Source organism: Polyangium jinanense (assembly GCF_028435365.1).
Window position 1 is genome coordinate 39,427 of record NZ_JAGTJJ010000031.1, and the last position, 13,350, is coordinate 52,776.

The following is a 13,350-nucleotide window of genomic DNA, read 5'->3' on the forward strand; positions in this document are numbered from 1 at the left end:
TGCCGAAGTGCTCATGGCTTCCCCGATCCGTGCGTGCTGCCCTCCAAACCCTGCGGGGCAAACCGCGAGGCCGTGATGGGCTTTCGATAAACGAGGTCGTCGCGCAAATGGACGAGCTCGAACGCGGTCGAGACGTTGAGGAGCGACTCCGAGTGGCCGAGGAGCAAGAACCCGCCCGGCAGGAGTCGATCGTAGAACATGTCGATCACGCGGCGCCGCGAGGCATCGTCGAAGTAAATGAGAACGTTGCGGCAGAAAATGATGTCGACCCGGCCGACGACCGAAGCCCGGACCGGATCGAGCAGGTTCAAATGGCCGAAATGGCACCACGCCCGGAGGTCGTCCTGCACGTGCATGCCGTCGGGCTTCTCGATGAAATACTTTCGTTTGAGATCAAGGGGAATCGCCCGGAACGAGGAGGAGCCATACACGCCGCGGCGCGCGTGCGCGATGCAGCGGCGCGAGATGTCGCTGCCGAAGATGCGGACGTCACGGCGGCCGGACAAACCAGCCTCCTTGGCCGTGAGGGCGATGGAGTAGACCTCCTCGCCCGTGGAGCAGCCCGCGCTCCAGATGGAGAGGCTCTCGCGGGAGAGCGGCGGGCGGCGGAGCATCGGGAAGAGCTCGGTACGCAGCGCCGTGAGCTGGTAGTCCTCGCGGTAGAAATAGGTCTCGTTGATCGTGACGAGGTCGAGCGCTTCGTCGAGCTCCGCCCGGCCCCGGTCCGGCGAGCGGAGGAGCTGGTAGTACTCGCCGAACGAGTGCAAGCCATGCACGCTGAGGCGCTCGCGCAAGCGCCGCTCGATCACAGGGCGCTGCTCGGGGCTGAGCGCGATGCCGCAATGCTGGTTGATGAGATCCCGCAAGAGGCGGAACTCGTCCGGCGCGAGGCGGATCTCATCCGGGTAGCGCATCACGACCCGAAGAAACCCCTTTCCCCCCGCCACCGGATCGACGAGAGCGCGCCCTCGAGGGTGTCGCGGACGTCCCGATCGAGCTCGTGCGACGCACGCTGCGCCAGGCGCTCCCGCAAGCTCGCATTGTCGCTCGCCGCGATCGTCTCGGCCGCGAGGAGCCGGACGTCAGGCGAGGGATGGTCGAGGCAACGAAGGAGCGCTTCGCCCTCGGGGCCGCTCGTTTCGAGCTTGAGCATCGCCGCCTTGACGACGGCCGCGTCGGGATGGTCGAGCGCAGCGACGAGCGCGGCCTGTCTTCCCGATGTGCCCCAGCGCAGGCGCCCGATGGCCTCGGCCGCGGCGATCGCCACGACAGCCTCGGCCTCGCGGGCGAGCGGCGCGAGGGCCTCGATGAGCGTGGCCGCGGCGCGCCCCGCGGCGTCCGGCGGGATCGTGGAGAGGGCCTCGCCGAGCGCGCGGATCGCGGTGGCCACGAGCTCGGCATCCATGGAGCGGCCCGCGATGTCGAGGATGGTGCGGAGGCTCGGGGTCGCGTGCGCGTCGGGCGAGCCATCACGTCTTCGCGCCGCCGCGCCGAGGTAGCCGAGCGCGCGGGCCGCGGCGAGCTGGACCTCGCGTTCTTCATCGGCGAGCGCGAGCGAGAGGACGTCGAGCGCCGAGTCGCCGCCGATCTCGGCGACGGCGCCGATCGCGGCGCGACGCGTGCGTACGTCCTCGGCCGCGGCGGCGCGCGCGAGGAAGCCGAGGTCGCCGGGCGACGGGGGCGGGCTTTCGGCGCTGCGCGTGGCGGCGAGGGCGCCGAGGATGATCGCGGCGGCGAAGGTGTCGTCACCGGGGCCCCGCACGAGGGTGTCGCCGAGCGCGCGTGCAGCCTTCTCGTGGCGGGTCGCGAGCGAGGCGAGCGCGCCTTCGGCCGCGTGGGCGACGGGGCGGAGCGGTGAGGCGACGAGGCGCACGGCGAGCGCGAGGTCTTCTTCGGTGCCTAGCTTCGAGAGGGCGAAGAGCGCGCTCGTGGCGATGCGGCGCTCGTCGTCGAGCGCCGCCTTGCGCAGGGCTTCGAGCAGCGCCGTGGGCCTTTCGGGCGCACCAGGCGCGAGGGCGATGCCGGCAGCGACCTCGATGAGGGCGGCGCGGACGTCGGGGGCGAGCGGCGTCGTGCCTTGTTCAGGCGCAATCCGCGCGACGAGGCCCGGGAGCGCGGCGGGGCCGAGGAGGAAGAGCGCGCGCTCGGCCTGCTCGGTGAAGGTCTCCTCGGCGAGCGCGGCGGCGGCCGCGTCGACGACGCCGGGCGCGCGCGCGACCGCGGCGAGGAGGAGCGCCATGGCGCGGTGGTGCGGCGGGTCGGTTCCTTCGGCGCTGGCGACACGGACGAGGCGCTGGCCGAGCTCGGGACCCTCGGCCGCGAGGGCTTCCGTGACGGCCGGAAGGAGCGGGCCCTCGGCGAGGCGCGCGAGCGCGCCGATGGCCTGCAGGAAGGTGCCGCCGCGCGCCTTCTGGAGCATGCGAGCGAGCGCCGAGGCCGCCGCGGGGCTCTCGGACACGGCGGCCGCCGAGAGGGCCGCGGAGCGCAAGGAAGGGTGCTCGAGGAGCGGCGCGAGGCGCTCCCAGGGGATCACGGCGCCGAGGGCGTTGAGGCCTTCGAGCGCGGCGAGCCTGGCGAAGGGATCGGCGCTGTCGAGGCAGCGGTAGAGGAGGCGCTGGACCTCGGCGGGCGCGATCGGCCCGAGCTGCGAGATGGCCTCGACCGCGCCCTGGCGGACGTTCTCGTCGGGGTCGCGCAGCGAGCGCTCGAGGATGACGAGCGCGTGCGGATCCCGCGTGTAGCCGAGGGCCTGGACGGCGAGCTTGCGGCCGTCGGCGTCGAGACGCGCGAGCGAGGCTTCGAGGGGCGGGGTCGCGGCGCTGCCGCAGTTCGCGAGGACCTCGATCGCAGCGTTGCGCAGGCCGACGTTGTCGCAGGGCTCGAACGTCTTGACCATGGCCGCGATGAGGCTCGGCGCCGGGATGAAGGCGCGCGCGGCGTACGTGGCCTCCTTGCGCACGCGCCAGTCGGTGTCGCCGAGCGCGCGGACGAGGAGCGGGAGCGCGTCGTAGAGCGGCAACTCCGCGGCGAGGGAGGTGGCCTGGCGGCGCTCCTCGGCGTCCGGGGCGTCGAGGGCCGCTTCGATCAGCAGAGGCGAGACGGAACGGCTCGAAGGGGGGTTCACGGCGCTCTCCTCACAAGTCGTCCAACGGCGGCAGGACATCGGCGATGTCGTCGACGATTTCCGTGAACCGCTTCGTATCGAGCACGAAGACGAGCAGCCCGTTGTGGTTCGTGACGCCCGAGATGCCGCGCAGATCGCGGCCGCCGCCGACCGGAGGCGTCGGGCGGATCTCGTCGGCGCCGGTGCCGAAGACCTCGGAGACGGCGTCGACGATGAGGCCGACCATGCGCACGCCGGCGTCGACGAGGATCCACTTCGTCGAGCGGGTCGGCTCGGTGGGCGGCAAGCCGAAGCGCACGCGCAGATCGAGGACGGGCACGACGTCGCCGCGGTGATCGGCCACGCCGGAGACCTCGGGCGGCGTGTGCGGGAGCGGCGTGACCGGCAAGGGGTTCACGATCTCGCGCACCTGGCCGATCCCGATCGCGTAGTGCACGTCCCCTACGACGAAGCCGACGAGGCTCTTCTGGGGATCGGCGCGGTGTCTCTGGCCATAGTCGGGCATCTGGGTCCGTCTCTCCTGATCGGCGAGCCGTCAGGACGAAAGCACCACCTTCAAATCGAGCAGGATGATCACGGACGCGTTCTGCCGAACAACGCCCACGCTCTTCAACGCGACCCCCTTCCCCTCCTGCTGCGGCGCCTGCGCCTGCGCAGGACGCGCGATGCCGGCGATGTAACTCGCGACCTCGCCGCCGAGCGCCGTCGCCGTGTGCTCGATCTCGCTGTCGGCGAGGCGATAGACCTGCAAGACCTCGTCGACGTAGAGGCCGAGCAGCTCCACGCCCATCGGATCGACGAGCAGGATGCGCGCCTTGCTCGTGACGGGCCCCTCGGAGAGGCGCAGGCGGCGGCGCAGATCGATCACCGTGACGAGCTGCCCGCGCACGCTGATGATGCCCATGATCGACGAGGGCGCGCGCGGCACGGGCGTGAGCGGGTGCAGCTTCAGGATCTCGCGAATGATCGAGACCGGCGCGGCGTAGACGTCGCCCGCGAGGCGGAACGCGAGGTACTCGGTGATAGGGCCACGATCGCGCTGCGCCTTCTTGCGCTTGGTGCCCGCGGCAGCGGGGACTACCGCGGAGGAGGTGCGGCGGGCCAGGTTAGAAGCCATGGGTCCCTCCGTGCATGCGGGCACGATCCGCGTGCGCGAACATCTCCTCGACGAGCGCGGGCGCGTCGAGCACGAGCGCGATGCGCTGGTCGGCGAGCTGCGTGGCGCCCGCGAAGCCCGCGACGTTCTTGAGGCTCGGGCCGAGGCCCTTGATGACGACGTCCTGCTCGCCGACGAGCGAGTCGACGACGAGGCCGAGGCGGCGGGTGCCGACCGCGGTGACGACGATGAACCGACGCTTCTGCCGCGGCGCGAGCGCGGTCCGCGCAGAGGGCGACGAGCTGCCCGCGGGGCGGTACGGGAAGGCCGCGGCCGCGTAGTCCTGGCGGATGCTCTCGCTGCGCAGCGAGCCGCGCGGCGGGACCCCGGCATGGCCCATCGGCGGCGCATCCATGCCCATGCTCGTGCCAAAGGGGCCGGTGCCGCTCGAGTCCGGCGTGTCCGAGAGGCCGAAGAGGCGCGCGAGGTAGCAGAGCTGGAGCGTGCTGCCGCGCAAGGTGACGGCTTCGCGGCCGTCGATCACGCGCACGGCCTCGACGTCGAGCCACACGGCTTCCTGCACGTTCGCGAGCGGGATGGCGAACTGCTGGTCGCTCACCTTCACGATGAGCGCGCTGATGATCGCCAGCGTGATCGGCAGGGTCACCGTGAACTTCGTGCCGATGCCCGGCTCGCTCTGGACGTCGATCACGCCGCCGAGCTTCGAGATGTTCGTCTTGACGACGTCCATGCCGACGCCGCGGCCGCTGATCTCGCTGACGGAGCTCTTCGTCGAGAGGCCCGGGACGAAGATGAGGTTCAGGACCTCGCGGCGGCTCATCGTGCGCGCCTCGTCCGCCTGCACGACGCCCATCCGGATCGCCTTCTCCAGCAGGCGTTCCGTGTCGATGCCCTTGCCGTCGTCCTCGATCTCGATGACGACGTGGTTGCCCTTCTGGAACGCGTTCAGCGCGATCGTGCCCACGGCGGGCTTGTTCACCGCCTCGCGCATCTCGCGCTCCTCGATGCCGTGATCGATCGCGTTCCGCATCATGTGCATGAGCGGATCGCTGAGCTCCTCGACGATGAGCTTGTCGACCTCGGTCTCGGCGCCCGTGATGACGAGGTTCACCTGCTTGCCGGCCTCGCGGCTGATCTGCCGGGCCACGCGCGCGAGTTTGTCGAAGACCTGGCCGAGCGGGACCATGCGGACCTCGAGGATCCCGCGGCGCAGGCTGATGACGTTGCGCTCGAAGTCACGCTGCAGCCGATGCAGGTTGATCCGGAGCTCGCGGTTCGTGTGCGCGTCGCGCATCTTCTCGAGCAGGCGCTCGAGCTCCGTGCGCACGATCGACAGCTCGCCGACGATGTTCATCAGGACGTCGAGCTTCTGGATGTCGACGCGTACCGTCTGCGCGACGCTCTTGATCGTGCCGAGCTCCTGCGCTTTCGGCGGGATGCTCGCGCTCGTATCGAGGCGCGGCGCCGGGAAGGGATGCGGCGCCGTCATGTCGAGCGGCGCATGGCCGAGCGGCGGCATCGCGCTCGGCGTGCCGCTCGGCGCGACCGGCGGCGGCGAAGGCGTGGGCGTGGGGATGTGATGCGCCGGCACGGGCGCAGAGACGGCCGGCGCGGGCGCGGGCGCGGGTGCGGGCCCTCCGCCCTGCCGCGGCAGCTCCTCGACCTCCACGCCGAGGTGGTGGAGCGCGTTCCGAAGCGTCCCCGCCGACGCGCGCGAACCCATCAGGATCTCGAGCGTGATCGAGTCGATGTCGTCGCCGTCGCTCGCGGGCAGGTACGTGATGATGTCGCCGTGCGGCTTCGCGGTCGCCTTGAGCTCGTCGAGCCCCTGGTCGATCGTCGCGAGCTGGAACCGCACCTTCAGCCGGTAGAGCGTGTTGCCCTGCGCGATGTTCGTCTTGAGCTTGTGCTCTTCGAACTCGGTGAGCACCGCGAGCAGGTTCGGGTCGATGATGTGCCCGCCGCTGCCCCCTCCGCCGCCTGTGCTCGCGCCGCGATCGAGCTGCGCGAGCAGCTTTTCGAGCTCGGGCATCGGCTGGTCGCGGCCCTCTTTCTCGGCCTGGAGCAGCTTGCCGTAGAGCTGCACCGAGAGGAAGAGCAGGTCGAGCACGGGGGCCGTGACGTCGACCTTGCCGAGGCGCAGATCGTCGAGCAGTTCCTCGAGCTTGTGCGAGAGGCTCGACATCCGCGTCGCGCCGAACAGGCCCGCGAGGCCCTTCAGCGTGTGCACGGCGCGGAAGACGTCGTTGATCAGATCCGGGTCGACGTGGCCGGACTTCTGCGCCTCGTCGAGCGCGAGCAGATCTCGCCCGAGCCCTTCGACGATCTCCTGCGCCTCGGAGAAGAACTCCTCGCGCGCGCGTTCGCTCTCGCTCGTCAACGCGACCCCTCGCTGCTCTCGGCCGGAAGGGAGCTCCGCGCTTGCAGGATCGTCGTGATGGCGCGCTGCAGCGCCTCCACCGTGAAGGGCTTCGCGAGGAACGCGTCGGCGCCGAGCGCGAGGCCGCGCGCCCGGTCCTTTTCGGAGGATTGCGTCGAGATGACGATCGTGGCGACCTTCCGGTGCCGCTCGCTGTCGCGCATGAACCGCAGGAGCTCGAGCCCGTTGATGTCCGGCATGTTGATGTCGGTGATCACGAGGTCGTAGTGCCCGCGCGGCAGGAGGCGGAGCGCGTCGAACCCGCTGGCAGCCTCGACGACCTCCACCTCGCCGTGCGTGTCGTCCGGGCTCGTTGCGAAGAGCCCCGGCGCATCCTCGAGCGCCGCGCGGATGAACGCCCGGAACGCAGAGGAGTCCTCGACGACCAGGATACGAGCCATGCCGTGAGGTTAGCGGAAACGCCCCGCGATCAGGAGGTTTTTGGCGGAGCTCCGCGCGCCCCGGGGGGGCCGCGGCGTGACCGGTCTCTGACCGACGCTGATTTCTTGCCCGGAAATGTGCCCTCGCGGGGGGAACGCCAGGGCGGAAGCGGGCCGAGCCCGCGCGCCTCGTGACCCGGGGTGGGAACCGTGGTCACGGACGATCCCACGCGCCGCGAATTGACAGGCCCTCGAAGGTCCTGCCCTAATGCGATCCGTGAACGACAGAAACAAGGCCGCGCTCGGCGCGGGTACCTCTTCCTACGCCTGGGTGACGCTCGTGTCGCTCCTCGCGCTTCTCCTCGCTGCGTGCGGGGGCGGCTTGAACGTCCGTCTCATCAACTCGGCGCAGAAGAAGCCCAACAACGTCTGGGTCTTCTTCACGGTCGACGCGGGCAAGGACAAGCCCGTCGGTGGCCTCGCCGCCGAGGACTTCAAGATCTACGAGGACGGCGAGCTCGTCTCGGCCTTCGAGAGCAAGCAGACGATCCAGAACCCGGAGGTCGCGGCCGTCATGTACACGATGCTGCTCGTGGACATGAGCGGCAGCGTGACCGAGTCCGGGCAGGCGGACGCGCTCGTCGATGCCGCGAAGGCCTTCGCCGAGCGCGTCGGCAAGACGCAGAAGGTCGGCGTGTACGCCTTCGACGGCTCGGAGAAGATCCACTCCGTCGTGCCCTTCACCGAGGCGCAAGGCTCGGTCGAGGGTGGTCTCGAAGGGCTGCGCAGCTACAAGCCCAAGGACCCGTCGACGAACCTGCACGGCGCCGTCGTCGAGGGCCTCGCGACGCTCAAGAAGGAGCTCGACAAGGACAAGCGCCCGCTCAAGTTCGGCTCGCTCGTCGTCTTCTCGGACGGCACGGATCGCGCCGCGCGCGTGACCCGCGACCAGATGAAGGACGACATGGGCAAGGACGAGTACGAGAACTACCAGATCTATGCGATCGGCGTCGGCGCCGAGATCGGCAAGGCGAAGCTCGACGAGATCGGGCGCGACGGGACCGAGCTCGCGACCGATCAGGCGAAGGTCAAGGAGGCCTTCGACAAGATGGCCGCGCGCATCGAGGCGCACATGAAGCGCTTCTACCTGCTCTCGTACTGCACGCCGGCCCGCAAGGGTGAGCACGAGGTCACGATCGAGGCGATCAGCAAGAAGGATCCCGAGGGCTCCGGCGAGGTCGAGTACAAGTTCAACGCCGACGGCTTCGGGCCTCCGCCCGACTGCGATCCGAAGGCGCCTCCGGCCTTCGACCTGAAGGAGCCGGCGCCGAAGCCGGCCGAAGCCGCCAAGTAACACGACGCCGAAACATCGGCCCAGCAAGGCCCGCGCGCATCGAGGTATGCTCGCGGGCCTCGTTCATTTCGAGGGGAGGACGCATGCCCGTTTCGAAGGTGCTGCTGGTCGATGACGAGCCGCACATCCGGCGAATTGGTGAGCTGAGCCTGAAGGGCGTCGGCAAATGGAAGGTCGTGCTCGCGTCCTCCGGTCACGAAGCGCTGGAGGCCGCGGCGCGCGAAGCACCCGACGTGATCCTGCTCGACGTGATGATGCCCGACATGGATGGCCAGGAGACGCTCCTCGAGCTCCGCGCGCGCGAAGCCACGGCCGCGATCCCGATCATCTTCATGACCGCGAAGGTGCAGAAGCACGAGGTCGATCGCTACCGCGAGCTCGGCGCCGCGGGCGTCATCCCCAAGCCCTTCGATCCGATGGCCCTGCCCGGACAAATCCGGGACATCCTCGCTTCGTACGCGGGCCCACGGGCTTGATCGTGGCTCACCGCGTGCAAGGGACACGGGAACCGACATGAAAGCAGCCCCTGCCCCTGCCGACGAGATCGAGCGGCTCGCGGCCCTGAGCGACGCGGCGATCCTCGACACGCCGCCCGAGCGTGCCTTCGACGATCTCACGCGCCTCGCGGCCTCGATTTGCCGCACGCCCATCGCGCTCGTCTCGCTCGTCGATCGTGAGCGTCAGTGGTTCAAGTCGAAGGTCGGGCTCGACGCGAGCGAGACGCCGCGCGAGGTGGCGTTCTGCGCGCACGCGATCCTTGGAGATGAGCTGTTCCTCGTCCCCGACGCGTATGACGACGAGCGGTTCGCGGACAATCCGCTCGTGACCGGCGCGCCGAACGTGCGGTTTTACGCGGGCGCGCCGCTCGCGACCGCGGACGGTCACAACATCGGGACGCTTTGCGTCATCGACAACGGCCCGCGCCAGCTCGATGACGATCAACGAAGCGCGCTCTCGGCGCTCGCGCGTCAGGTGGCCGCGCAGATCGACCTTCGCCGCGCGAACGGGCGGCTTGCAAAGTTGAACGGCGAACTCGTTGCACGGGCGCGCGAGGCGCAGGCAGTGATCGAGCAACGCAAGGTGATCGAGCGCATCAAAGACGAGTTCGTCTCGACGGTCGCGCACGAGCTGCGGACGCCGCTCACCTCGATCCGCGGCGCGCTCGGCCTGCTGGAAGGCGGGGTGCTCGGCGCCCTGCCCGACGAGGCGATGGAGGTCGTGAACATCGCCCGGACGAACACCGACAGGCTCGTGCGGCTCATCAACGACTTCCTCGACCTGGAGAAGATCGAAGCGGGCAAGCTCGAGCTCACGCCGAAGCACGTCGACGTGCGGCGGCTCGTTTCCAGCCTCGTCGAGAGCCTTTCTCCCGTGGCCGCGGAGGCCAAGGTCGAGCTCTGGGCGGAGGTGCGGGGAGATCTCGACCTCGTGGCGGATGAGGACCGGATCGCTCAGGTGCTCACGAACCTGATGTCCAATGCCCTCAAGTTCTCGCCGTCCGAGGCGCGGGTCGAGCTCTTCGCGGAGGCGACGGCGACCGGCCACGTGCGCTTCGGCGTGCGCGATCGCGGACCCGGGATCGCGGAGGCGGACCTCGCGCGGCTCTTCAACCGGTTCGAGCAGCTCGGCGGCCATGGCCCGCGCAAAGTCGGCGGCACGGGGCTCGGGCTCGCGATCTCGAAGGCGATCGTCGAGCAGCACGGGGGTACGATCGGGGTCGCGTCGACGCTCGGGCAAGGCAGCACATTCTGGTTCGAGTTGCCGCCGCGGGACACGCGGCCGAGCCTCACAGCGCCGAGCGAAATGTAGATCTGGTCGAAATCTCGGGGCCTGCCTCGCCGACTCCGCCTATGATCGACGCACCCGATGGCGCATACGAAGGACGACGAGATCCGAGCGGCGCTCCTGGAATTACGCAGGGAGTACCTGGCGGAGCTGCCGGGGCTCCTGGAGCAGCTCGCCGAGGTCGTGTCCGCGGCGAAGCAGGGGAGCGCGAAGGACGCGATGCGCGTCGCGGTGTCGAGGGCGCACGCGCTGCGCGGGACCGCGGGATCATACCGGTTTCAGGACATCAGCGACGCCGCTGGCCTCATCGAGGACGGGCTGCTCGGCATCCAGGGCGGCTGGTTGCCCCCGGAGCAAGCGTGGCCCGAGATCGAGCGCGCGCTCGCGAGCGCCCGCGCGGCGTGTGATCGCGCGGGCGCCGCGCTCAAGCCGTAGGGGCCGCGCCCCAGCTGGCCCGCTCGACGATGCCGTCGATCGTGTCGACGAGGCGGCGCAGATCGATCGGCTTCGCCACGAACTCGCGTACGCCGAGGACCGCGAACTTCCAGCGCTCCTGCGGGCCGACGCGGCCGCTCAAGACGACGACACGCGCGTGATCGCCGCGCGGCAAGGCGCGCAGGTGCGAGAGCGTGTCCACGCCGTCGAGGTCGGGCATGTCGAGGTCGAGCAGCACGAGATCGGGCGGCTCGTCGCGCGCGGCGTCGAGAGCATCCTGGCCCGAGCGCGCGACGCGGATGCGCACCGATCGGCCCTTCAAGGCGAGCTCGGCCGCCTTGGCGGCGAACTTGCCGAACGCGGGATCGTCGTCCACCGCGAGGACGCGGATCGGCCGGAGGATGTTCTCCCCGGGCATCCGGGTGCTCGGCGGCGGCTCCTGGATCGACGGCGCCGCGGCGGCCTTGGGGGAGCCTGCGCGGACGAGGTCACGCGCGAACGTCACGCAGCTCGGATACCGATCGACGGGGTGTTTCGCGAGCGCGCGAGAGAGCACCGCATCGAACGGAGCGAGCTCGGGCGCACCGACGAGGCGAGGGGAATGGGCGCGCGCTGATGGGCCTGCAGGAGCCGCACGATGTTGCGGTCGAGGTAGGGCGTGCGCCCCGTGAGCAGCTCGAACGCCACGCATCCGAGCGCATAGATGTCGCTCCACGGGCCTACCGTGATCCCGTCGGCGCCGAGCCCGGCTTGCTCGGGGGCCATGTAGATCGGCGTGCCTTCGATCGTTTCGGGATCCGGATCCGACGACTGCTGTGCGAGCCCGAAATCGATGAGCACGGGCCTGCCGGTGTCCTCCTCGATGACGATGTTGCCGGGCTTCACGTCGCGATGGACGATGCCGCGCGCGTGCGCGGCGTCGAGCCCGTCGGCGATGCGGCTCAGGATGGTGAGCGCGCGGTGTTGCGGAAGGAAGCTCTGGCGCTGCCGGTAGTCGTCGAGGATCGCCTCGAGTGAGCGGCCTGCGACGTACTCCATCGCGAAGAAGTACGAGCGCCCGTGGCGGCCGAACGCGTACACCTGCACGACGTGTTGATCCCGCAGCGTCGCGAGCGCCTTCGCTTCCTGCTGGAGCTTCTGCTCCGCGAGCGCGTCGTCCCACGTCGGCACGATGAGCTTCAGCGCCACCGTCCGATCGAGCCAGGTGTCGCGCGCGCGGTAGACGACCCCCATGCCGCCGCGGCCGAGCTCTCGTTCGACGTGGTACGTGCCAGCCACGAGCGAGCCCGGCTCGGGCGTGATCGAGGGCCGCGAGGGCGCGTCGATCACGTTGCCGAACTCGTCGAGGGACGACGTATCGACGTAGGCTTCGCCGGATCTGTCTGGCGACGAAGGTATGCTCATGAGCTGCCCGCCCCGGCTTGAAAATGTGCCGGCCCTTTTCTTTTTTAGGCCGGCTGCTCGGGCGTCGCGAGTGAAAAGAAACGCGGGCGCGGGCGCCTGTGATGCGGATTCCTCCGGGCTTCCGTCGTCGAAGGTGAAGCCGCTGCTGCGTCAGGCGCCCTCGGGCAAGCTGCTTCGTTCGCGCTCGGCGCGCCGCGCGCCCGCGAGCTGGCCACACGCGCCGCCGACGTCGCGGCCGCGCGGCCTTCGGACGAGCGTGGTCACGCCGTGCGACGAGAGCCGCGCGACGAAGGCGTCGAGCCGCTCGGGCGCGGGCGGGCGGAGCGCCGGATCGGGGCCGGGATTGCACGGGATCACGTTCACGCGGCAGCGAATCCCGCGGACGTAGGCGGCGAGCAAATCGGCGTCCTCGGGCGCGTCGTTCCAGCGGTCGAAGAGCACGTACTCGAAGAGCACGCGGCGTCCGTGCGGGAGCGCGGCGAGGATCGCGTCGCGAAGCGCAGCGAGCGGGAAGCGCGCGTTGATGGGCATGATCGCGCGGCGTCGCTCGTCGTCCGGCGCGTTGAGGCTCACGGCGAGCTCGGCGCGCGTGCCGGCGAAGAACGCGGGCAGTTTGTCGGCGACGCCGACGGTGCTCACCGTGACGCGCGAGGGCGCGAAGGCGAAGGCGCGATCGTCCGTGAGCAAGCGGAGCGCGCGCAGCACCTCGGGCAGGTTGTCGAAGGGCTCGCCCATGCCCATGAACACGAGGTTCGAGAGCGGCGGCGCGCCGCCGGCCTCGTTCCAGAGCGCGCGGGCGAGCCGGACTTGGTCGATGATCTCGCCCGTCGAGAGCTGCCGTTCGAGCCCGAGCCGGCCGGTCTCGCAGAACGCGCAGGCGCGCGCGCAGCCGACCTGGCTGGAGATGCAGAGCGTGGTGCGGCCGGGGCCGGGGATGAGGACCGACTCGACGAGGGCGCCGTCCCGGGCGCGAAAGAGCAGCCGGATCGTGCCGTCCTCGGCCGGCGCGCGCTCGTGCAGCGCGAGCGCGGGTGCGGGATCGAGCGCGGCGAGCGTCGCGTGGGCCCAGGCGCCGATGCCGAGCCCGGCGAAGACGTCGGGGCCCCAGGGCACCTCGGCGAGGTCGCGGAAGAACGCATGCCGGACGATCCGCGCAGCGGCCGAGCGCGCGGCCGAGGGAGCTCCGCCGGCTGCGACGAGGCGCTCGGCGAGCGAGCCTGCGTCGTGCGAGGCGAGGAGCGCGTCGCCGCGGGCGGCGCGCGAGACCAGCGGGATCCCCCCGCGCTTGTCGAGAACGTCCACGCCCCTCTGTTACTACGGCGACGGCCGGCG

The 13,350-nt window shown here is 70.4% G+C and carries 13 protein-coding genes; 4 read left to right on the forward strand and 9 right to left on the reverse strand.

Translation table 11 applies throughout. The features are described 5' to 3' along the window. Positions 1–11: 11 nt before the first annotated feature. From KEG57_RS34910 to KEG57_RS34935, 6 genes are read right to left on the reverse strand one after another with little or no spacing between them, the layout of a single operon-like run. The gene (locus KEG57_RS34910; RefSeq protein ID WP_272424917.1) at positions 12–914 is read right to left on the reverse strand and encodes a CheR family methyltransferase; all 903 of its coding nucleotides are present in this window, start codon (positions 912–914) and stop codon (positions 12–14) included. Further along, on the reverse strand, positions 914–3,124 hold the full coding sequence (locus KEG57_RS34915) for a HEAT repeat domain-containing protein (RefSeq protein WP_272424918.1): 2,211 nt from the start codon (positions 3,122–3,124) through the stop codon (positions 914–916). Before KEG57_RS34915 ends, KEG57_RS34910 begins: the two co-directional genes overlap by 1 nt. Positions 3,125–3,134: 10 nt before the next feature. Next, positions 3,135–3,629 carry a chemotaxis protein CheW gene (locus KEG57_RS34920; RefSeq protein WP_272424919.1) on the reverse strand — a complete coding sequence of 165 codons (495 nt, stop codon included), beginning with the start codon at positions 3,627–3,629 and terminating at the stop codon, positions 3,135–3,137. A 30-nt stretch (positions 3,630–3,659) separates the two neighbouring features. Next, entirely contained in the window at positions 3,660–4,241 is a 582-nt protein-coding gene (locus KEG57_RS34925; RefSeq protein ID WP_272424920.1) for a chemotaxis protein CheW, read from the reverse strand. Continuing rightward, positions 4,231–6,621: a chemotaxis protein CheA gene (locus KEG57_RS34930; RefSeq protein ID WP_272424921.1), complete on the reverse strand. Its 2,391-nt coding sequence runs from the start codon at positions 6,619–6,621 to the stop codon at positions 4,231–4,233. Before KEG57_RS34930 ends, KEG57_RS34925 begins: the two co-directional genes overlap by 11 nt. After that, complete coding sequence (locus KEG57_RS34935) at positions 6,618–7,061, reverse strand: response regulator (protein WP_272424922.1); 444 nt, start codon at positions 7,059–7,061, stop codon at positions 6,618–6,620. The genes KEG57_RS34930 and KEG57_RS34935 overlap by 4 nt, the downstream gene beginning before the upstream one ends. 256 nt (positions 7,062–7,317) lie before the next feature. Here KEG57_RS34935 and KEG57_RS34940 point away from each other — a divergent pair, with 256 nt between their 5' ends. The 4 genes from KEG57_RS34940 (at position 7,318) to KEG57_RS34955 (ending at position 10,614) form a co-directional block, all read left to right on the forward strand. Beyond that, on the forward strand, positions 7,318–8,394 hold the full coding sequence (locus tag KEG57_RS34940; RefSeq protein WP_272424923.1) for a VWA domain-containing protein: 1,077 nt from the start codon (positions 7,318–7,320) through the stop codon (positions 8,392–8,394). Positions 8,395–8,477: 83 nt separating this feature from the next. Continuing rightward, the gene (locus tag KEG57_RS34945) at positions 8,478–8,870 is read left to right on the forward strand and encodes a response regulator (RefSeq protein ID WP_272424924.1); all 393 of its coding nucleotides are present in this window, start codon (positions 8,478–8,480) and stop codon (positions 8,868–8,870) included. 37 nt (positions 8,871–8,907) lie between these two features. Then, positions 8,908–10,203: a sensor histidine kinase gene (locus KEG57_RS34950; RefSeq protein ID WP_272424925.1), complete on the forward strand. Its 1,296-nt coding sequence runs from the start codon at positions 8,908–8,910 to the stop codon at positions 10,201–10,203. A 57-nt stretch (positions 10,204–10,260) separates the two neighbouring features. Beyond that, positions 10,261–10,614: an Hpt domain-containing protein gene (locus tag KEG57_RS34955; RefSeq protein ID WP_272424926.1), complete on the forward strand. Its 354-nt coding sequence runs from the start codon at positions 10,261–10,263 to the stop codon at positions 10,612–10,614. Here the strand turns inward: KEG57_RS34955 and KEG57_RS34960 are convergent. The 3 genes from KEG57_RS34960 to rlmN all read right to left on the reverse strand — a co-directional run bounded on the left by KEG57_RS34960 (position 10,604) and on the right by rlmN (position 13,320). Further along, positions 10,604–11,119, reverse strand: a complete 516-nt coding sequence (locus tag KEG57_RS34960) for a response regulator (protein ID WP_272424927.1) — start codon at positions 11,117–11,119, stop codon at positions 10,604–10,606. The genes KEG57_RS34955 and KEG57_RS34960 overlap by 11 nt on opposite strands. Then, positions 11,116–12,018 carry a serine/threonine-protein kinase gene (locus KEG57_RS34965; RefSeq protein WP_272424928.1) on the reverse strand — a complete coding sequence of 301 codons (903 nt, stop codon included), beginning with the start codon at positions 12,016–12,018 and terminating at the stop codon, positions 11,116–11,118. Before KEG57_RS34965 ends, KEG57_RS34960 begins: the two co-directional genes overlap by 4 nt. A gap of 150 nt (positions 12,019–12,168) precedes the next feature. Further along, positions 12,169–13,320 (reverse strand): 23S rRNA (adenine(2503)-C(2))-methyltransferase RlmN, encoded by a 1,152-nt coding sequence (gene rlmN / locus KEG57_RS34970; RefSeq protein WP_272424929.1) that lies wholly within the window; start codon positions 13,318–13,320, stop codon positions 12,169–12,171. Positions 13,321–13,350 lie beyond the last annotated feature (30 nt).